The sequence below is a fragment of the Pedobacter sp. GR22-10 genome (assembly GCF_026239715.1).
In the GTDB taxonomy this organism is placed as follows: domain Bacteria; phylum Bacteroidota; class Bacteroidia; order Sphingobacteriales; family Sphingobacteriaceae; genus Pedobacter.
Genome location: NZ_JAPIVR010000001.1, coordinates 149,352 through 168,753, shown reverse-complemented (window position 1 = coordinate 168,753; position 19,402 = coordinate 149,352). Strand labels below are relative to the sequence as shown.

Genomic DNA, 19,402 nt, shown 5'->3' with positions numbered 1-19,402 from the left:
AATAATAAAAGCGACCAAAAGCCGCTTTTATTATCGAATGTTTTAACAGATTAATTACTTCCACCCTGCATACGCTTCTGCATTTCAGCGCGTTGCTCTTTCTGCCAGGCCTCATAAGTTTTTTTCTGATCATCATTTAGTACTGCAGAAACCTTTGTATCATTTTCCGCACGCAATTTCTGCATCTTCTCCCTCATGGCATCCCGATCAGCTCCCTGCATTTCTTCACGCATCTTTTTCATGGCTTCAGCTTGTTCTGTAAAAACAGTAGTAAGCTTCGTTTTCTGGTCATCACTCAGCTTTAGCTTTTCATCCAATAGTTTTACACGTTCTTCAGGTTTCATCATCATACCTCTTCCGCCCCCCTGTTGTGCCTGAGCGAAACCAGCTATGCCCAGCATTAATCCGCAGATCATTAATAATTTTTTCATCTTGTTGTTTTTTGAAGTTTAGACAAGTTGGAGCATTAGCAGGAAACAAAGTTTAATGGCATAGTGTAACTTCAATGTTGCAAATTAAAACAGATCAATCTTTTAAGTGCAATTCTGCCACAGACAATGGATAAGATTACATTTTCGTCATTGCGAGGAGGAACGACGAAGCAATCTATTTTGCGAAGAAAGATTGCCTCACGCCATTACGGAGCCTGCCCTTCAGTTCGCAAGGACGAATTTCCCTAATGATCCAACTTACTTACCCGAATCAGCAGCATTTGGATTTTCATCATGCCATCTGCCCTGTACTTTCATTACCTTTTCAATAATGTCTCGTGCAGCCATTTTACCACCGTTGTAGGGAGATATAAATGTAGATATGGCCTTAATCTCCTCAGCCGCATCAGCCGGACAAGTGGGAAGCCCAACCAGTTTCATCACTTTTAAATCCGGAATGTCATCACCCATATAAAGCACTTCACTCGCGGTAATGCCTTTTTCTTTTAAATATTGGTTAAAGATCGAAACCTTATCACCTGCAGCTAAAAAAATATCGCTTATGCCCAGATTGAGAAAACGTTTCCGTAAGGCAATACCATCTCCACCCGATATGATGCAAAAATGATATCCCTTCTTTACGGCCAGTTGCATGGCATAGCCATCTTTAATATTAAAAGTACGCAGTGATTCCCCGCTCTCTGTTACCTGAACAGATCCATCTGTTAATACACCATCAACATCAAAGATGAAGGTGGTGATTTCTTTTAGTTTTTGAAAAAACATTTGTGCGTATGATGTTTAGCATTAGGCGTTCGGAACCGATTCAAGGCTTAGGACTCCGAACTCATGACTTACTTTACTGATTATCTCTCCATTCGTAAACCCAGGCAGATTGTATTTGCTCTAAATGCCCTTCGCTGCTTTCTTCACGGGTTCCTTTAAAGTTCGGTAATTCCAAAACCCACTCTAAAAGCTCCGTGAAACGGATGCGATAGATTTTGGCTTCGGTAAATTCATCACCAAATTTCTCGTATAAAGACATGGCGATATCTTCATAATCATTCCAGTAAAAAGGCAAGGCAAATTTATCGTTGTTCATGTTGTTGTAAAGTTGAAGGTTAAAAGTTAAAGGTTGAAAGTTATGAGTTAAAAGTTACCGGTCTGGCGTACTACATCTATAGCTTCATCATTTTCGAAAGAATGCTGCAGACTCGAGACTAAAGACTATTGACTCCAGACTAATCTAATGTCCCATAAAGCCAGACTGATCCGGAATGGTTACTTCAATATCTCCATTGATGACTACACACTGGCAACCCAAACGGGATGTAATTTTTGGGCGAACGGCTCTATCGATAAAGTCTTCCTCTTTATCAGAAATTTCCTCCAAATTATCCATACCCTTTGTTACGTAAACATGGCATGTACTGCATCCGCAAACGCCTCCGCAATTGTGCTGAAGGTCTATTCCATTATCCAGGCAAACATCTAAAACCGATTCTCCGGCAGCTATAGGTAATTCTATAGATTCGTGATCAGCTTCTTCAAAATTTATTTTTAATTTAAAAATGCTCATAATTATATTGCAAAAATAGTAAGCTAAAGCGGTAAATATGCTATTTGTGCATTAATTTTATACTATCGCTTAAAGTTTGATAAATATGCTGTAGTTCGGGCATGTGGTTTAACATGCTCAAATGCTTGTTTAATGTGGTTTCATCTACCCTCACTGCCGGCCCGGTTTGTACATTTTCTGGTAAATTCATCATCACCTTATCTGCAGTTTCTTTAATTAAGGGTCTGATGATTTCGAAATCCAGATGGTTTACCTGAAGCAACTGATGGGCTAATGCATACAGATGATTGGTAAAATTACAGGCAAAAACGGCTGAGAGATGCAGCACCTTCCTTTGGTCTCCACCCAGGTGATATACCTTTTGACTTAATTTAGAAGCCAGGCTTTGTAAAATGCTTAAATCAGCTTCATTTGCAGCTTCAATACATAAGGGAATGTCTTCAAATGAAATTGTTTTCGATTTAGAAAAAGTTTGCAGCGGATATAAAACGCCCGGATGTTTAACTTTCGATGATAATACCTGAATATCTGTAGTGCCTGAAGTATGAACAACAAGACCATTAACCGTTTTCAACTGATCAGCTATGCTTTCAATCGCATCATCTTTAACAGCTATAATGTATAAATCAGCATTGGTTTTAAGTAACTTCCAATCATTAACAGGTTCACAGGGAATGCCATCAGCCAAAAATTTAGCATGATTCAAATCCTGACTATAAATCTGAAGGATCTCTTCACCCCTACTTTTTAAAGCTTGTGCAAGATGAGTCGCTACATTTCCAGCACCTATTAAAACAATCTTCATCAGCTATGCGATTTTAGCCTCTTTTCTTCTCCTGAAAATAGATAATAAGAAACCAATCACCATTACAATGGTACCTGCCCAGTATAAGTTGATAAATGGAAATTCAATGGCTTTAAAAACCACCCAGTCCTTCGCCTGCTGAGGTTTTTCAAAAATCTGTAATTCTACCTTTTTCTCATCAGGTAAAACCTTAGAGAAGCGGAATTTAAGGTCTAATCCTTCTACTTTACGGGCAAAATCGAAAGTATTGTTCCCCTTGATTAAAAACATCGGTTCAGCGGTATAAATTTTTCCGGCTGAGTTAATTTCCAAAGGCAAACCTACGGCATAATCTCCTTGTGCCAATACCAGGTCTTTAGCCACTGGTTTGTTATTTAAAGCTTTTACAGTTACCACACCGCTAGAGGTATGAATCGTATCACCCACAGCAACCTTTACAATTCGTGGTTCTTTGTAATTTTCATCATCAGAATGACCTTCATGATCGCCATGATCGGCCTGTTTAATCGCCGCACTGGTGATGTGTGTATACACATCGTAAGTTAAATAATGCTTGGTATCAGGCGAAGCAATCAACCCCATCTTTTCATTTTCTTGCACGTGCGGATGCAAATTAAAATCTTCTTTAACTTTACCTGTTTCTTTATCGAGAACCTTAAAATTAAGGGTATAAATCGTATTCGGTGCTTCAGTGGTATCGCTAACATATGTTACCGTATACTTGCCCATTTCTTTAGGCTCATTTTTATACAACATGATGTTTTCACCCGGCTTTTCTGTTTTTTCAAAATCCTTTACCGGGATAAAGTTATTGGCATTGATGGATAGCGGCTTATTGGTTGCCGCTGAAATCAATGCACCCAGAATTAAAAATGCGAAACCGATGTGGGCTACGGCAGAACCGGCCAGTTTCACCTTACCTCCAAATGCCTGGTATAAGATCGCTGAATTAGACAACACCGCAAATAAACAACTGAAGGTAATCAGAATATACATCGTGTTGGTGTAAATATCTGCTACCCAAACCAAACCAGCAGTTAGTACCAATGAAAACAAAATAGCCGAAATCAGGCTACTGTAGAATTTACGCGGATCAGTCCGTTTGTATTTTAAATATTGTGAAAAACCCGAAATTAAAGTGATCAGTACGGCGAATGGTGCCTGCCACTGGTTATAGTATTTCACTGCATCAATGGGTGGTGAAAAGTTGGTTCCGAAAGCTTTATTGAATACCGGAACTGAAGTAGAAAAAATGATCTGGATACAGGCAACCGTGACCACTAAGGCACCAATAAACATCCAGAATTCTCTGGAATAGGTCTCTTCATCTTTAGTCGTGATCGGTAATTCTTTCCACCTCACGATAATAAGGGCTATTGCAATCACGGCAAATACCACATTATACAGAATCAGGTGGCCAAACATGCCCATATCTGTAAATGAGTGTACGGAGGTATCACCTAAAATACCACTTCTGGTTAAAAAAGATGCATAAAGCACCAGCAAGAAACTTAAGAACACCAATGCAATGGCAGTGAAATAAGCATGACCGGTATTTTTATACGCGATCATTACGTGTACTGCACCAATTAGGGTTAACCATGGAATTATAGAAGCATTTTCTACCGGATCCCAGGCCCAGAAACCACCAAAGTTTAAAGCTTCATAAGCCCAGAATGAACCCATGATGATACCCGTTCCCAAAATCATGACAGCAAAAAGCGTCCATGGCATTGCAGGTTTAATCCATTCTTTATATCTTTTTTGCCAAAGGGCAGCAATACCATAAGCAAAAGGAACCACCATACTTGCAAAACCTAAAAACAGCGTTGGCGGGTGAATCACCATCCAATAGTTTTGCAGCAATGGATTTAATCCTCTTCCATCGGTAATAAATTTTAAATAATTGGCAAAATTCTCCGGATTGGCGAAAACCACAGGAGCCATTGATTTCAAATCCAGGGAATCTCTTAACAGGATAAATGGTGAACTTCCGATCCGCTCGCCTAAAATTTCGACACCCAACAGCATGGAGGTTAGAAAAACTTGAGAAAATGCAACTACCGTCATAACCGGGCGCTCCCAGGTTTTTGCTTTCCAAATCAGCAAAGCGCCTAAAAACGATTGCCAGAAAGCCCAAAGCCAGAAACTTCCTTCCTGACCTTCCCAAAAGGCAGATACAATATAATAAACGGGTAATTCTTTAGATGAATGCCAATAAACGTAGCTGTATTCGTTATAGTGACCTAAAATCAGGTAAAACAATGTTGCACCAATACCGATGATACTGGCCCAATTGATGAGGAAACCAATTCTACCTAAATTAAGCCATGAACGATCTGTTAGATTTTTATCACGGGTAGCAAAAAAATATGATATGGTTGAAAGTAATGATGCACTAAAAGCCAGCACAATAAAAAACTGTCCGATTTTACCCGGCAGCAGGTTCTCACCTACAAATTGAATATCCATTAAAATTAATTATATTTTTTTTCGCCGTACTTACCCACTTCTTTAACCTTGCCATCCTGATTTATTTCGACCAGGTTATCATTATATTTAGATGGACACTTCATCAGAATTTTTGAAGCATAAAACTTATCGCCATCCATTTTACCAATCAACACTAACTTTTCTGATTTTTCGAAATCCTGAGGCTTCGTACCATTGTAAACAACTTCTCTGATTTCACCTTTTTCATCTTTCATGTGAAAAGCAAAATGATTGGCATCTTTAATGGCATCATAATACATCCCTTTGGATTTTTCCCAATAGCCCATTACATGTTCTTCTTTTTGAGAAGTAGCGGCCTCTTTAAAATTCGAGTAAGTATCCGTATTGGCATTTAAGCTAAAAAGAATCCCTACAGAAATTGCAATAGTAATTAATCCAATGATTGCACTTTTTTTCATGTTGTGTTATTGTAGTAAAAGCTGGCAACAAAGATAGAAAAATAGCCATAGCGAACCTTCTTTTACCGTTTTCGTGTCGTTATATTGACAATTAACTGATGATAGGATTAGATCATTAAAAATTTTAGAATTTATCAAATCAATGATGATTTTAATATGATATTTCTAAAATACTTGCGGTATGGGACAATTATCTATAACATCAGATTAGATATGCATTAAATTCAGTTAAATGAGTATGTTTGACAATCAGATCATTGTTATTTTAATCGTGGAAATCCTAATTATTACCTCCTATGAAACTCAGGCAACTTTATAAGCTTATTTTATTTATCCTATTCATTCCTGCATTAAGCTCCTGTTTTGAAATTGTAGAAGAAATAAATATGCGGAATGATGGAACCGGCGATGTAACGCTGACCATTAACCTTAGCCAAAGTAAAACTAAAGTGGCTTCTGTGATGCTATTGGATAGCGTTCAGGGATATAAAGTTCCCAGCAAGCAAAAAATCCAGTCAGAACTGGCAGAAGCAGTTGCTTATCTCAAAAAATGTGATGGCATTTCAAATGTAAAGAGCAGCAGCGATTTTAATCATTATATTGCCACCATCGGCTTTACCTTTAAAGATGTATCTAACATCAATAATATCACTAAAAACATCCTGGCCAAACAAAAAATAAAAGCCACCAACACCTCTTCCTACAGTTTCAATAAAGCTACCAAAGTATTTTCGAGGAAATACCAGCCCGTGGCCAATGCAAAGTCTGAATTCAACAAACTTAAAAATCAGGATAAAGCTGTTTTCAACGGTGCCACCTACACCAGTATCTATCGTTTTGAATCTCCTGTAACAAATGTGACCAATCCGGCATCAAACCTATCAAAATCAAAAAAAGCGGTAATGCTAAAAAGTAATATCATGAATTTAATCAACGGAAAAGTTAACGTTTCCAATCAAATACAACTCCTAAAATAACCTAAGATTGCAATGATCCCGAAATCTTATTAAGAAGAAAGTACACGATCATAACCAGCTACCCACCTTTGAAAACAAATTTATAAAAATGAAAAAACTTCTCGTTGCACTCTCCTTTCTATTCTTTTCCAGTTTGACCTATGCTCAGGATTTGGTAAAGAAAATCCCTAAAAATGCCTTTACTGTGGCTACCATAAAAGGTGATAATGTATTTAAACTCATGTTTGTGAAAGATTTTAATGAATCTTTTGTCGGTAAAAAATTATTAACAGAGACCTCAAAATCCCTGGATAAAAATTTCAGCAGCATAGAAGACTTTGGGATTAACCTGGAGAAAAATATGTATTATTTTAATCAGCTGAGCGACAGTATCACTTATAACTGCTTCCTGATTCCGCTTAAAGATGCTTCAAAATTTGAAAACCTCATCACCGACAAAGACAAAAAATTAAAGGTTGAGGGCGAAATCAGAACAATGTTTCTGCCTGACAGCACCAGCTTGATTAAATGGAACAATACCATGATGTACTATGTTACGGGTAGCATTAAAAGTTCTTTCTTTGCTGATTCTCTGAAGTCTGCAAAATACGGCATTAAAGATATCCGCTATCAAAGCGATGATGTGCTTACAGATAGTGCCACAGTTGCGGTAGATTCCACCTATGCGGCAGAGCCAATGGTTGAAACAGAAATTGCGCCACCTGTTCTACCGAAGAAAAATCACAAAACAACGGGTAAGAAAAAACCGGTGACCAAGAAAAAAACAGGGAAAAGGAAAAAGTCCGGCAAAATTAAAAAAGCCCCAGAGGCTGAAGAAGTGAAAATGCTGGAAACTACTGACGATGCTGCTACGGATGCTGCAGGATCAGTAAGTGATTCGGACCAGTATGATAACTACCAAAAAGAAAAAGCTGAACAAGATGCAAAAATAAAAGCACTGACCTATATGTGGATCAGCGAACAGGCAGATAAAATCTTCAGTACCAATTACGAATCAATTGAAAGCAATAAATCTTACAGTGCCAGTCTGGATAAAAATGCCATTGCAGAAGTTTGGATTTCAAGCTTGCAGGATGTTTATAATTCCATCTCCCCTGAATTTGGCCGCTACGGAAAAGCAGGAATAATGAAGGGTTACGGAAGTTTAACCTCGAAATTATTTATGGATAAAAAAAGTTTCCGCATTTCTACAGGTCTGGAATTGGCAAAAGAACAGGCCGATTCATATAAAAAAATCATGAACCGGAAATTGAATAAAAAATTCCTGAAATATGTTGACAGTGAAAAGGCAATTGGCTTTATGGGATATGCCATTGATACGAAGGCTTATTTGGAGGAATTACCTAAATTGATGCAACAAACCTATGGTTCATTTTTAGGCAGCAATAAAATGGATGAAGAAATTGCGTTGGGTTCAGAGTTATTTTCACTCCTGCTGGATGAAGAGGCCGTAAGTAAAGTAGTAAAAGGCGATGCCTTATTTATCATCAATGGTTTAAACAGCCGTGATGTGAGTTATACCACATATGATTATGACGAAGACTATAATCAAACAGAGGTAACTAAAACCAAAAAAGAAACCCTTCCCGACTTTCTTTTTATGTTCTCATCAGAAGACCAGCGTTTAATGAATAAGCTCATTAAATATGGAATAAATAAAAACAAGGTTAGTGTAAGCAATAACATCTATAAGATTGAAGAAAAGAAAAGTCCGATAGATATTTACTTCATGATTAAGGATGGCATTGTATTTTTTGGAAATTCATTACCAGAAATGCAAAGCATTAGCAACAATACATTTAATGCGAGAATTAATAAAGCACATCAAAAACTATTGAGCCAGAACAATTTTAGTTTCTTATTTAATGCAAAAAACCTGGTGGGTAAAGTGCCGAACGAAGAAATAGGTGGCGAAGAAACAGCAAAAAAGTTTAACGAAACACTGGGCAAAATGGGTAATGTGTACATGAAATCAAATCCAATTAAGGGTAACCTGGTTTCTGCAGACATCAGTGCAGAAATTCCTAACGGGCATGAAAATGCATTGAAATATTTGTTTACTTTAATTGAAAATGCATCGAAATAACATTTGTTAAGAAAACACAGAAGCCACGGAAAGTGCTTCTGCACTTTCATGATTCCGTAGCAAGATCATTTTGAAATAAATTATGAAGAAATTTTTTAAAACAATAGCAGTGATCATCCTATCACTGCTTATTTTTTTTGTGGGGATCTTTAAATCCAGGCAATATCATGCCAATCAGATTGCTGTTCCGAAAGCGGCTACTGCAGTAATTAAGCTTAGTATCGATGAAATATATAAAAGTCTGGCGCTGAATATGCTTTTCAATCCGGACTATTATTTAAAATCTGATCCTGATAAAAAAACTGACAGCATTACCGGAGACTTTCGCCATGGCTTAAAAATCCCGGCGAGTGTATATTTTTATACCATGAAAAATCAGCCGGAAATGGCGCTGTTTTCCCGATTTGAAATTAAGCAACTCCGCAATTTTCAAACATTTATTCATAACAAGTTTAGGTTTAAAATCCTCAAGAAACAAAATGAAATTACCTTTGCTGGATCAGGAAATGTGTTTTTTTGCTATGATGCGAACCATGTTGCTGTTGTTGTATCTGGTGAAGCCAGAAATTTTGATGCAGTACTCCTGGATATTTTGAAAGCAAAAAACTTTCAACAAATTGGTGTGGGTAAATTTAAATCCATAAAAGAATCAACCCATCACATTGCCTATTCTGATGCCAAAAATGGTGTTACAATCGACTTCAATAGTGGGGAAATAAATATCTCTGCTGATTTTGCTAATCATTCTATTATTCCGGCAGTCAAACCCTTTCATCGGAAGTTTAATCAGGAAAGTACAGCAAGTGCCTGGCTCAATGCTGATTTTGCTAAATTACCAAATAAAAAAATTCAACTAAAAAGCAGCACTTTAGATCGTGATAGCTTGTTGAAATATTATAAAGGTTATCTGGATTTTGAATGGACCAATACCACCACACAAACTGATTCTATTGTTACGTATGAATACAATGATGACTTTGAAAAAACGGCTAAAGTAACCTTACAGAAACGTAGCGTACCAAACCTGATGCTTAATATTAAAGCTGATCGAAATCTATTGATTAATTATCTTAATGAAAAACAGGTGATTAATCTCGATAGTGGAACAATACGCAATACAGTATTTCCACTTTATAAAGTTTTTCTGGGTGGCCATCAAAATCAGCTTCAGCTAACGACTCAAAAAAAGAATAAAGCAGATAATATGCTAATCCCCTCGAATGCGTTCTTTTCACTAAATGTTGATTTAGTGAAAATCAATCAATCAATGCGTATTCCAGGTTTAACACAACACTTGAAACTCCTGAAATACATGGATATAAAAGGAAGGTCAATGCATGACAGGCAGATCAGGCTGGATGGAAAAATCACTTTCGTGAATGATCAAGTGAATGCCTTGTATCAGATTGTCAAAGATTTTTAATCTGCCTGCTGCTTTTAGTTTCAAATTCTGATATATTTAGGGATATAGATTTACATCTCATTAAATGCTACACGATAATTTAATTCTCATTCTGGTTTTATTGCTTGGCGTAACCCTTCTGGTAATGATGGGGCAAAAGCTTAAAATTTCTTATCCCATTTTTTTAGTGGTGGCCGGTTTATTTATTGGCTTTATTCCAGGTATGCCACATATCAAAATAGATCCTGATCTTGTTTTTCTGTTGTTTTTACCACCACTATTATACGAAGCTGCCTGGTTTACCTCTTGGAAGGCTTTCTGGGAATATAAAGGCGCCATTTTTCTGATGGCGGTAGGGCTGGTATTTATCACTTCAGTAGCGGTAGCTTATGCATCTGTTGCCTTCATACCAGGCTTTACACTGGCACTTGGCTTTTTACTGGGTGGAATTGTATCTCCACCTGACGCTGTTGCCGCAGCAGCTGTACTTAAAGAAATGAAACTTCCTAAAACTGTTACGGCACTTTTAGAGGGCGAAAGTCTGGTAAATGATGCATCCAGTTTAATCGTATTCAAATTTGCACTGGCTACAGTAACTACGGGAACTTTTATTTTGCAGGATGCAGCAGTAAATTTTATTTCTGTTGCAGGGTTGGGTATTATAATTGGTTTAGCCATAGGCGGTGTATTTTACGCCATTCACCGCTGGCTGCCCACTACAGAAAACATCGATACCGTGCTGACCTTGCTTACGCCTTACTTTATGTACATCGTTGCGGAACATTTTGAAGCTTCAGGTGTCATGGCTGTGGTTTCAGGAGGCCTGCTACTTTCCAGTCAGTCACACTTAATCCTCACCTCAAACTCCAGAATTAAAACGGTTTCGGTTTGGTCAGCCCTGATTTTTTTACTGAATGGCGTGGTATTTATCCTGATTGGCTTGGCATTACCTGATATTGTAGCAGGCTTAGGTCCGGATTATCCTATTGCAAGGGCAATTGGTTATGGCATTGGCATTAGTATACTGGCACTTGTGGTTCGTTTCATCTGGCTTTTTTCAACCGCAAGAATTACCAGTTTTTTTAATAAAAGAACACGGGTACGTTATCAGGATTTAACCTGGCACTCCTCATTGGTCATTGTTTATGCGGGCATGAGAGGAGTGGTATCGTTGGCTGCTGCGCTTTCCATTCCGGTCATGATTGCTGATCAGACGGCCTTTCCGTTGAGGAATTTGATTTTATTTATCACTTTCGTAGTGATCTTTTTTACACTGGTGGTTCAGGGCTTAACACTTCCGCTTTTTATTAAACTGTTAAACATACCTGAACCAAAGCATAAGCTTTCTGAGCAGGAACAAATCAGCCAGATTAAGCTGAGGTTGATTGATCTTTCACTGGAAAAGTTAGTGGCTGATTACCAGTATCAATGTACCCACAATGAACTGATGGTGAATCTGAAGGCTGAATTGCAGCATTCTTTAAATGAGAAAAAAGATACACTTCAGGCTTATAAAAAAGGTGAAATCAACAAGCATGATTTAAAGGCCTATAATGAAATTGTAATTGCATTAATTCAGGTTCAGCGTGACGAACTGCACCATTTAAAGCGCAATAAAAATTACGATGATGACATTATCAGAAAAGAAGAATGGCGGTTGGATTTGGAAGAATTAAGTATTACTTCTTAGTTGGTTTGATCAGGCAACATCTGCTATAACATTAGCTAAACAAAATTGATGTATCTCAACCAGATTGTGGCAGATGCCGGTTTTTTCTGTCCGGAAAAGCAAAAAATGGAGGACTAACTCTTGTCCAAAATTACTCAGAACCGTACCCTTCCAACACAAAAAATCCTTGCAAGGATCTTTTGCAAGGATTTTCGTTTAAGCTTTAACTTCCCTATGGCCAAACGCCCAAGTTCATATAAGAAACTGCAATTTTATCAATAGAATTTACAAAAGCAGCAGTTCTTAATGTTTGTGTACCCGGTTTTACTTTCAGGGTTTCACGGATCTCATGGTAAGAATGGATCATGGTATCTTCCAGCCCGGAATTGACCAATTCCATTTCTGAAGCACCTTTCACAATCATTAAACGGTGTTCCGGAAGAATGGTTTTTCCTGTTAAGTTTTCTAAAGTTGCAATCAGGTTAGCGTTTGAATTTGCCGCATAACGGTTTTCCATACGACCAAAAGCTACGTGAGAAAGGTTCTTCAACCATTCGAAGTAAGAAACGGTTACACCACCGGCATTGCAATACATATCCGGAATGATGATCCCACCCATTTCAGTGAAAATCAATTCAGCTTCAGGTGTAGTTGGTCCGTTCGCACCTTCAGCAATAATTTTTGCTTTGATGTTGCGGATATTCAGTTCAGTAAACTGATTTTCCAGCGCAGCAGGTACAATGATATCACAATCCTGCTCTAAACCTTCCATTGAATTTCTGAAATCTGTTGCACCAGGGAATCCTAAAATCGAACCTGTATTTTTACGGTGCGCAAAAACCTCATCTACATTTAAACCATTTGGATTATAGATGGCACCTTCATACTCACATAAACCAACGATGGTTGCCCCAAATTCGGCCAGGAATTTTGCAGAGTGATAACCCACATTACCTAAGCCCTGAACAATTACCCTTTTATCACCTAAACCAGCCTTGAAACCGATTTTAGCCATATCCTCAGCCACATCAACACATTCACGAACGGCATAAGCCACACCACGACCGGTAGCCTCTTTACGTCCGCGGATACCATGTAAGGCAATTGGTTTACCGGTTACACAACCCAATGCATCCAGCTGACCAGGATTCATGGTCATGTAGGTATCTGCAATCCAGCTCATTTCGCGTTCACCAGATCCATAATCCGGAGCCGGGACATCAATACCAGGGCCAATAAAATTCTTTTTGATTAATTCAGTTGTATATCGGCGGGTGATGGTTTCCAGTTCAGCTACACTATATTGTTTGGTGTTGATTTTAATACCACCTTTTGCACCTCCGAAAGGTACATTTACGATGGCACATTTATATGTCATCAAGGCTGCAAGTGCCATTACTTCATCCTCATTAACCATTTCACTGTAACGGATACCACCTTTAGTTGGACTCATGTGATGCGAGTGCTCTACTCGCCAGGCATCAATTACTTCAAAACCGTTTCCTCTGCGAATAGGGAATTGGAAACGATACACACTATTACATGCTTTAATCTGGTTCAATAAACCTTCAGGGTGATTGGTGAATTGAGCCGCACTGTCAAAGTTCTTACAAACATCTGCAAAAAACTTGTTCTCGTCTGCTAGATTAGCCATTTATTTATCTTTTATGAATTAAGTATGCCGCAAAATTGGCTAAAAAAACAGCATATATCCAAATGAAAAAATACTTAGTGTAAAGGAAACACCAATTGAAAATGACTGAAAAAATGGCTTTAAAACGTTTAAGCTTACTTTTTGTCCGAATTTTCTTTTTCTATTTTTTTTAATCTTTTATCAATTGAGAAAAGATAAGCCAGTAAACCGACTAAAATGATCACAATACAGGTAACCACTACATAAATTTTACCATCGCTGCGCAGTCGATCTGCCATTTCCACGCCATTATCCTGCGCAAATAATTGTACTGCAGTTAGCATTAATATCAGTGATAAAAATATCTTCTTCATGTTGGTTATTGAAATATTGTGCTGTTAAAAATTTTAATTTTGAGAGGTAAAAGATAAAAAAGGGCAGTTCTGCATCTTGCTTTCTGCACTTCAATCTTTGCTCTTTGTTCCTTGTTCCTTACTCTTTGCTATTAGTTCTGTTGCTGTTTAGTTTCGATGGAACGTATTCTGAAACGAATGGTATAGACCCAGTAGCCGATCAAAATCCAACCCAAACAGGCTGGGTAGAATACCATGCGCATGCGGCTATCCAAATCATAGCTGTTAAAACCAGGATTACCACCGTTACCAGGATGTAATGAATCCTTTAACCGTGGCAATACGAAAAGCAAAACCACCATCATCGGAAAAGCAAAAATGTTATAAATGGCTGAAATTTTAGCTCGCTTTTGCTCTTCATCTATGGCATTACGAAGAATGAGGTAAGCAAAATAAAGCAATACTGAAATGGCAGCAAAATTTTGCTTAGGATCAAAACTCCAGAATTGCCCCCAGGTATATTTCGCCCAGATGGCGCCCGTAACTAAGCCTAAAAGGCCGAAAACAATTCCTGCATTTACACTTTCTACGGCTTTAATGTCATCAATTTCACTTTTGGTGCTCAGTGATTTGATGCTGTAAAAAACAGAAATAGAGAACAAAACAATCATGGAAAACCACATCGGTACATGGAAATATAAATTCCGGATTGATTCATTAATGATAGGCAAACGCGGCACACCCATTAACAAACCTGCTATTGCCGTGTAAATAACCAGCACTGAACCTAAGATTTTCCACCAAGTTTTATTCATACATATATAATTTTGAATGATCAAGTTTTGAATGGGAGAATATTCTTTTATTACGCCTTAAAAATCATCAAGGATTTATACTGGCGAATTTCTCATTCTATAATTCAATCATTCTTTCATTCAATCATTCAATCATTTTTTTAATCCCGCCAAAGGTAAGGAAATAACAATAAAGAGGTGGCAACGGTTAGTACATTTACCAACAATAACATCCCAATTTCATCGTAACTATTTTCCCATGGCAGACCATCTACTGCATTTTTAGCCAGTTTTATTAACAGAATTAATACAGGAATGATGATCGGAAAACTGAGAATCGCCATCAGCATTCCGCCGTTACCCGCCTTACTCGCGATGGCCGAAACCATCGTAAAAACAGTAGAAAAACTGATACTACCCATCATTACAGCTACATAATATAAAAGTAAATCGGGAGGTGTAAAAGAATCAAATACCAGTGTATAAAACCCCAGTGCTATGGTGGTTAAAACCAGCATTAATATTGTATTATATACCGTTTTTGAAATTAATATTGCTGCCGGACTTGCCAGAATATAGTTATATAATTGCTGACCTTTCGTTTCCTGCAGAAAGCTTTTGGAAACACCGTTTATGGAGGCAAAAAGTATAATAATCCAGAACAATGCATTCCAGGCAAGCTTATCACCAAGACTTACAAAAGATAAATAACAGGTAAAAATAGTGGAAACTACATACAATAGGATTCCATTGATGGTATATTTGGAGCGCCACTCTAACAGTACTTCCTTATGGATTAAATATTTAACCTCTTTGGCCAGTTGCATAACCGCAAAGATACTTTTATTGAGAAATTATCGGTGCGTAATTTTGTTGGATTGTTGTAATATTGTTTAAAGATTAGGTTGCTGCCGACACATTTAAATAAATAATTATTATCTCATTAAGATTAAAGAATTTAGCTATAAAATGCACTGAAAATTATCCCGTAAACTTTTCTGTTGGATGTAAAGGAATTGATTCTTTTTATTCCCCGGGCGATGCGTTTCAGTGGCAAAAAATAAATCTATGAATTATGCATCAGTAATAGCATCGCCTATTGGCAAATTAACCATCTTAGCTGATGATGATTTTGTTTGCGCCATAACTTTTTCAGCAACGGAAAATGATGGATTAACTGAAAACGAATTGACCAGAAATGTTGCCAATCAGTTAAAAAACTATTTTAACGGTAACTTAAAAAAGTTCGATTTCCCCATTAAACAAAAAGGCACTGATTTTCAACAACAGGTTTGGCAAAACTTACTGAATATTCCTTATGGAGAAACCGTTTCTTATGCGAAGTTTTCTGCACATCATCCACTGGCCATCCGGGCTATTGCAGCAGCTAATGGCAAAAACAACATCGCCATTGCTGTTCCATGTCACAGAGTGATTGGCAGCAATGGCAAACTGGTTGGTTATGCCGGTGGTTTATGGAGAAAGCAATGGCTCCTGGAACATGAAAGGGAAATAGCGCAAAGGGGACAAACCACAATTAAATTTTAATTATATCAATTGAAGATGACATCATTACAAAAAGCCGGAACGAATAAATATTTAAAAGCCATTAGATTGATCAACCTGGATAACGATGATTGCAGCTTTGAAAGCGGAAAAATTCCGGTACAACAACACATCAATGCCAGCTATTTTTTCGCCAAAACGGATGTTTCCACCCTGGAAGGCATTCCGCATCCGGCACCTCGGCGGCAATATGTAATTACCTTAAAAGGAAAATTAAAATTTGGCGTAACCAACGGCGAAACTTTTATCATTGAGCCCGGAATTATTTTAATTGCGAACGACACAAAAGGCATCGGGCATACCTGGGAAATTATCGAAGGCGAGGAATGGGAAAGAATCTATATTCCACTAGAAGAGGGTACAGCTGATTTATTTATTGCCGACTAATTTATCCGAATCTATTTTGAAGCGCAATCTAAACCTGAATCTCGATCATGCGTTGCCATCAAACTTTATAGATTGCAACGCATGATCAGGCAATACAAATGAAGGGCCGCATCATCCAATAATTAACCTTACTTCAATACGTCAGGATTGCTTGTGGCAGTTATCTTATCGCCACGTTTGGTGCTAAAAAGCATAAAAAGAACACCTACCAAAAGAACAATCCATCCCCATTGGAAATGAACAACCTTACCGATTAATTTATTGGCGAAGCCATATTTGGTATAATTGTTAGCTGTAAAATAAACGGCTATCACTGCCAATACATACCAGATAGCCATTACAAAACTCATGAACCTGAATGCACCAGCCTTTCTGATAAAGAGAAAAAGTACTGAAATAACAATGATGGCATAAGTGATCATAAACAAGCGGGCATCAGATTGATATAGATTCCAGTTTCCTTTAATCGGCACTTTCAACATCGGACAAAAACCTGCAATGATACAAAGTAAAACACCTATAAAAGCCCTGAATTTATTTAATACTAACATAGTTAAAAATGATTACACTGATTTTAACGATTCCACCGATTGGTAATTGTTTGTAACGGAAGTTAATGGTTAAATCGCTAACTTACCTGGTATTTTTAATGACTAATGACTAATGACTAATGACTAATGACTGATGACTAAACTACTGCCCTTCTACAATCCCCATTTTCTCTGCGAAGTGCGCACAATAATCACGCAGGTCTTCCACAATCAGCGTTTCATTAGTGGCTTTTAAAAAGCTGTCGCCCATGGTTTGTAAAGTTTCGTAAAAGAAACGTTTCATTTCATCAACAGGCATATCCTTGGTCCAGAGGTCAATTTTGAGCGTGTTTTTATAGTTATGGTCCCAAACAGACAAGAACATTGCTTTTGCCGGTACTTTATCTGCATTTCCAGAATCTGTACTTTCCCAAAGAATGTTATCTGGATTATTACCTTCGTCTAACTCAACTGTTAATTTTATTTCTGCTGTCTTCATAAAATGATTTCACTGATTGTGGAGATTCCACAGTTTTAATTTATGGCGCAAAGATGCTGAATTTTTATTTTGATTATACGCTTGAAAAGCCTGCGAGAATATTTTTACGGTTTAATTACGAGATCCTTTGGATGATCAGCATCAACACTGCGGTAATGACAATAAAAATGGATTCCACCATCCAGATTTTTTTTAAATCCTTAAGTGTAAAACGGAAGATCAAATCAGTAATAAAGGTGACTAAAATTAAACATCCCAGTATTAAAAGATAAAAACCACTAAAATCTACCTGTCTTGGCGCATGCTTTTCCGGACTTAAAATAGTAAAGGCTACCAATCCTAATCCAATAGCTCCAATAATATTCAGGGGCGTAATCCTCAGCTTCATGTTACCTACTTTTTCTTATCGAAACGTTTACCCTTTTTAAAAGATTTTACTTCTTTTCCAGCTTTTGCCTTGGCCTTTTCGCGAACTTTCTTCTCTATGGCGGCAGCGTGTTTTTTCTCATGGAAAGCACCTTTAAAATCAGGATCTTCCTTGCGTTTCTGCATATCAATTTCCTTGGCAATCTGCTGGCGTTCCTCATAAGGCGTTTCATCAACATAAACCCCTTCAGGGATTTCAGCCACAGGAATATACTGGCGAATTAATTTCTCAATTTTACGGATATAATATTTTTCCGCATCGGTAGCAAAAGTAATGGCGTCTCCTTTCGCAAAGGCCCTACCCGTCCGCCCGATTCTGTGCACGTAATCTTCTATAATAATCGGAACATCGAAATTAATCACATGGCTCACATCACTCACATCAATTCCTCTACTGGCAACATCGGTAGCAACAAGCACCCTGATATTACCTTCCTTAAAGCTGTTGATAGAATTAATACGGGTATTTTGTCCCTTATTGGCATGAATTACACGAACATTTTGTGCACCATATCTACGCTCAATAAAGCTGAAAATATTATCGGCAACCGTTTTGGTTTTGCAGAAAATAATCAGGCGTGAAAAAGCTTCATCATTTTTTAGCAAATGCTGCAACAAATTTATTTTCGTTTTAAAATTCGGAACATAGTATAATGCCTGCGTGACATTAGCTGCTGGTGTAGCCTGTGCTGAAGCTTCAATAACAAGCGGATTATTTAAAAAATCACCTGCAATCTTTTGTACCAGTTCGCTCATGGTGGCAGAGAAAAGCAAGTTCTGGCGTTTGCGCGGCACAATTTCCAATATCCTGTGGATTGAACCAATAAAGCCCATATCCATCATTTTATCGGCTTCATCCAGTACCAGAAATTTTAAACTTTGTGTATTAATGTCTCCTGCAAGATATAAATCCAAAAACCTTCCAGGCGTAGCAATCAAAATATCTATCCCTTTTGCAATCTCTTCTTTTTGTGTTTTCGGACCAATTCCGCCAAAAATAACCAGGGAGCGCAAATCTGTATAAGTGGAAAATAATTTTACCTGCTCAGCAATTTGCATGGCCAGCTCACGTGTAGGAGATAAAATCAAAGCCCGTGGATTATCCCCCTGAGCGTATTTCAACTGCATTAAAATTGGCAAAACAAAGGCGGCTGTTTTACCCGTTCCAGTTTCTGCAATTCCAAAAATATCCTGCCCGGATAACACCGGGGCAATTGCTTTTTCCTGTATTGGTGTGGCAACAGTATAACCTGCATCGGCAACTGCATTTAATATTTGCCTGTTTAACTTAAATTCTTCGAACGATTTTGCCATAGCGCACAAAGATAGGTTTTTTAAGCCGAAAGGCTTGAG

Annotated in this window: 21 protein-coding genes; 6 read left to right on the top strand and 15 right to left on the bottom strand. The window is 37.7% G+C overall.

Annotated features, from left to right (window positions below):
• Positions 1-50: 50 nt before the first annotated feature.
• The 7 genes from OQX64_RS00710 to OQX64_RS00680 all read right to left on the bottom strand — a co-directional run bounded on the left by OQX64_RS00710 (position 51) and on the right by OQX64_RS00680 (position 5,727).
• Positions 51-431, bottom strand: coding sequence for a hypothetical protein (locus tag OQX64_RS00710; RefSeq protein ID WP_265817077.1), 381 nt, complete (start codon positions 429-431; stop codon positions 51-53).
• A 258-nt stretch (positions 432-689) separates the two neighbouring features.
• Positions 690-1,217 carry a KdsC family phosphatase gene (locus OQX64_RS00705; RefSeq protein WP_265817076.1) on the bottom strand — a complete coding sequence of 176 codons (528 nt, stop codon included), beginning with the start codon at positions 1,215-1,217 and terminating at the stop codon, positions 690-692.
• A gap of 73 nt (positions 1,218-1,290) precedes the next feature.
• A complete protein-coding gene (iscX, locus tag OQX64_RS00700) occupies positions 1,291-1,533 on the bottom strand; it encodes a Fe-S cluster assembly protein IscX (protein ID WP_265817075.1) in 243 nt (80 codons plus the stop codon).
• 144 nt (positions 1,534-1,677) lie between these two features.
• Entirely contained in the window at positions 1,678-2,010 is a 333-nt protein-coding gene (locus tag OQX64_RS00695) for a 2Fe-2S iron-sulfur cluster-binding protein (RefSeq protein WP_088300869.1), read from the bottom strand.
• Positions 2,011-2,050: 40 nt separating this feature from the next.
• Positions 2,051-2,815, bottom strand: coding sequence for a Rossmann-like and DUF2520 domain-containing protein (locus OQX64_RS00690; RefSeq protein WP_265817074.1), 765 nt, complete (start codon positions 2,813-2,815; stop codon positions 2,051-2,053).
• Between the two features lie 3 nt (positions 2,816-2,818).
• Entirely contained in the window at positions 2,819-5,287 is a 2,469-nt protein-coding gene (gene ccsA, locus OQX64_RS00685) for a cytochrome c biogenesis protein CcsA (RefSeq protein WP_088300871.1), read from the bottom strand.
• Positions 5,288-5,292: 5 nt separating this feature from the next.
• Positions 5,293-5,727 carry a cytochrome c maturation protein CcmE gene (locus tag OQX64_RS00680; RefSeq protein ID WP_265817073.1) on the bottom strand — a complete coding sequence of 145 codons (435 nt, stop codon included), beginning with the start codon at positions 5,725-5,727 and terminating at the stop codon, positions 5,293-5,295.
• A 296-nt stretch (positions 5,728-6,023) separates the two neighbouring features.
• Here OQX64_RS00680 and OQX64_RS00675 point away from each other — a divergent pair, with 296 nt between their 5' ends.
• The 4 genes from OQX64_RS00675 (at position 6,024) to OQX64_RS00660 (ending at position 11,882) form a co-directional block, all read left to right on the top strand.
• Entirely contained in the window at positions 6,024-6,704 is a 681-nt protein-coding gene (locus OQX64_RS00675; RefSeq protein ID WP_088300873.1) for a hypothetical protein, read from the top strand.
• An 88-nt stretch (positions 6,705-6,792) separates the two neighbouring features.
• On the top strand, positions 6,793-8,790 hold the full coding sequence (locus tag OQX64_RS00670) for a hypothetical protein (RefSeq protein ID WP_265817072.1): 1,998 nt from the start codon (positions 6,793-6,795) through the stop codon (positions 8,788-8,790).
• Positions 8,791-8,872: 82 nt separating this feature from the next.
• Complete coding sequence (locus tag OQX64_RS00665) at positions 8,873-10,213, top strand: hypothetical protein (RefSeq protein WP_265817070.1); 1,341 nt, start codon at positions 8,873-8,875, stop codon at positions 10,211-10,213.
• Positions 10,214-10,277: 64 nt separating this feature from the next.
• Positions 10,278-11,882, top strand: a complete 1,605-nt coding sequence (locus OQX64_RS00660) for a Na+/H+ antiporter (protein ID WP_265817068.1) — start codon at positions 10,278-10,280, stop codon at positions 11,880-11,882.
• A 211-nt stretch (positions 11,883-12,093) separates the two neighbouring features.
• On the opposite strand, the gene OQX64_RS00655 is transcribed toward OQX64_RS00660, so the two are convergent.
• The 4 genes from OQX64_RS00655 to OQX64_RS00640 form a co-directional block, all read right to left on the bottom strand.
• On the bottom strand, positions 12,094-13,515 hold the full coding sequence (locus OQX64_RS00655) for a Glu/Leu/Phe/Val family dehydrogenase (RefSeq protein ID WP_088300877.1): 1,422 nt from the start codon (positions 13,513-13,515) through the stop codon (positions 12,094-12,096).
• A gap of 134 nt (positions 13,516-13,649) precedes the next feature.
• Positions 13,650-13,868 carry a CcmD family protein gene (locus OQX64_RS00650; protein ID WP_172406477.1) on the bottom strand — a complete coding sequence of 73 codons (219 nt, stop codon included), beginning with the start codon at positions 13,866-13,868 and terminating at the stop codon, positions 13,650-13,652.
• Positions 13,869-13,999: 131 nt separating this feature from the next.
• On the bottom strand, positions 14,000-14,662 hold the full coding sequence (ccsA, locus tag OQX64_RS00645) for a cytochrome c biogenesis protein CcsA (protein WP_265817065.1): 663 nt from the start codon (positions 14,660-14,662) through the stop codon (positions 14,000-14,002).
• Positions 14,663-14,802: 140 nt separating this feature from the next.
• Positions 14,803-15,468 carry a heme exporter protein CcmB gene (locus OQX64_RS00640; protein ID WP_088300879.1) on the bottom strand — a complete coding sequence of 222 codons (666 nt, stop codon included), beginning with the start codon at positions 15,466-15,468 and terminating at the stop codon, positions 14,803-14,805.
• A gap of 241 nt (positions 15,469-15,709) precedes the next feature.
• Here OQX64_RS00640 and OQX64_RS00635 point away from each other — a divergent pair, with 241 nt between their 5' ends.
• Both OQX64_RS00635 and OQX64_RS00630 read left to right on the top strand, forming a co-directional pair.
• On the top strand, positions 15,710-16,189 hold the full coding sequence (locus OQX64_RS00635; protein ID WP_088301349.1) for a methylated-DNA--[protein]-cysteine S-methyltransferase: 480 nt from the start codon (positions 15,710-15,712) through the stop codon (positions 16,187-16,189).
• Between the two features lie 15 nt (positions 16,190-16,204).
• Positions 16,205-16,594 carry a hypothetical protein gene (locus OQX64_RS00630; RefSeq protein WP_265817061.1) on the top strand — a complete coding sequence of 130 codons (390 nt, stop codon included), beginning with the start codon at positions 16,205-16,207 and terminating at the stop codon, positions 16,592-16,594.
• 128 nt (positions 16,595-16,722) lie between these two features.
• On the opposite strand, the gene OQX64_RS00625 is transcribed toward OQX64_RS00630, so the two are convergent.
• The 4 genes from OQX64_RS00625 to OQX64_RS00610 form a co-directional block, all read right to left on the bottom strand.
• Positions 16,723-17,145 (bottom strand): hypothetical protein, encoded by a 423-nt coding sequence (locus tag OQX64_RS00625; RefSeq protein ID WP_265817060.1) that lies wholly within the window; start codon positions 17,143-17,145, stop codon positions 16,723-16,725.
• A gap of 142 nt (positions 17,146-17,287) precedes the next feature.
• A complete protein-coding gene (gene gldC / locus OQX64_RS00620) occupies positions 17,288-17,623 on the bottom strand; it encodes a gliding motility protein GldC (protein ID WP_056871223.1) in 336 nt (111 codons plus the stop codon).
• A 115-nt stretch (positions 17,624-17,738) separates the two neighbouring features.
• On the bottom strand, positions 17,739-18,011 hold the full coding sequence (locus tag OQX64_RS00615) for a hypothetical protein (RefSeq protein ID WP_088300882.1): 273 nt from the start codon (positions 18,009-18,011) through the stop codon (positions 17,739-17,741).
• A gap of 5 nt (positions 18,012-18,016) precedes the next feature.
• Positions 18,017-19,363 (bottom strand): DEAD/DEAH box helicase, encoded by a 1,347-nt coding sequence (locus tag OQX64_RS00610; RefSeq protein WP_265817056.1) that lies wholly within the window; start codon positions 19,361-19,363, stop codon positions 18,017-18,019.
• Positions 19,364-19,402 lie beyond the last annotated feature (39 nt).

Coding starts and splice junctions, on each gene's coding strand:
- OQX64_RS00680 (WP_265817073.1), bottom strand. CDS start 5,727: ATGAAAAAAAGTGCAATCATTGGATTAATTACTATTGCAATTTCTGTA.
- OQX64_RS00630 (WP_265817061.1), top strand. CDS start 16,205: ATGACATCATTACAAAAAGCCGGAACGAATAAATATTTAAAAGCCATT.
- OQX64_RS00610 (WP_265817056.1), bottom strand. CDS start 19,363: ATGGCAAAATCGTTCGAAGAATTTAAGTTAAACAGGCAAATATTAAAT.
- gldC (WP_056871223.1), bottom strand. CDS start 17,623: ATGAAGACAGCAGAAATAAAATTAACAGTTGAGTTAGACGAAGGTAAT.
- OQX64_RS00650 (WP_172406477.1), bottom strand. CDS start 13,868: ATGAAGAAGATATTTTTATCACTGATATTAATGCTAACTGCAGTACAA.
- OQX64_RS00635 (WP_088301349.1), top strand. CDS start 15,710: ATGAATTATGCATCAGTAATAGCATCGCCTATTGGCAAATTAACCATC.
- ccsA (WP_088300871.1), bottom strand. CDS start 5,287: ATGGATATTCAATTTGTAGGTGAGAACCTGCTGCCGGGTAAAATCGGA.
- OQX64_RS00640 (WP_088300879.1), bottom strand. CDS start 15,468: ATGCAACTGGCCAAAGAGGTTAAATATTTAATCCATAAGGAAGTACTG.
- OQX64_RS00675 (WP_088300873.1), top strand. CDS start 6,024: ATGAAACTCAGGCAACTTTATAAGCTTATTTTATTTATCCTATTCATT.
- OQX64_RS00710 (WP_265817077.1), bottom strand. CDS start 431: ATGAAAAAATTATTAATGATCTGCGGATTAATGCTGGGCATAGCTGGT.
- OQX64_RS00665 (WP_265817070.1), top strand. CDS start 8,873: ATGAAGAAATTTTTTAAAACAATAGCAGTGATCATCCTATCACTGCTT.
- ccsA (WP_265817065.1), bottom strand. CDS start 14,662: ATGAATAAAACTTGGTGGAAAATCTTAGGTTCAGTGCTGGTTATTTAC.
- OQX64_RS00625 (WP_265817060.1), bottom strand. CDS start 17,145: ATGTTAGTATTAAATAAATTCAGGGCTTTTATAGGTGTTTTACTTTGT.
- OQX64_RS00655 (WP_088300877.1), bottom strand. CDS start 13,515: ATGGCTAATCTAGCAGACGAGAACAAGTTTTTTGCAGATGTTTGTAAG.
- OQX64_RS00695 (WP_088300869.1), bottom strand. CDS start 2,010: ATGAGCATTTTTAAATTAAAAATAAATTTTGAAGAAGCTGATCACGAA.
- iscX (WP_265817075.1), bottom strand. CDS start 1,533: ATGAACAACGATAAATTTGCCTTGCCTTTTTACTGGAATGATTATGAA.
- OQX64_RS00690 (WP_265817074.1), bottom strand. CDS start 2,815: ATGAAGATTGTTTTAATAGGTGCTGGAAATGTAGCGACTCATCTTGCA.
- OQX64_RS00705 (WP_265817076.1), bottom strand. CDS start 1,217: ATGTTTTTTCAAAAACTAAAAGAAATCACCACCTTCATCTTTGATGTT.
- OQX64_RS00670 (WP_265817072.1), top strand. CDS start 6,793: ATGAAAAAACTTCTCGTTGCACTCTCCTTTCTATTCTTTTCCAGTTTG.
- OQX64_RS00660 (WP_265817068.1), top strand. CDS start 10,278: ATGCTACACGATAATTTAATTCTCATTCTGGTTTTATTGCTTGGCGTA.
- OQX64_RS00615 (WP_088300882.1), bottom strand. CDS start 18,011: ATGAAGCTGAGGATTACGCCCCTGAATATTATTGGAGCTATTGGATTA.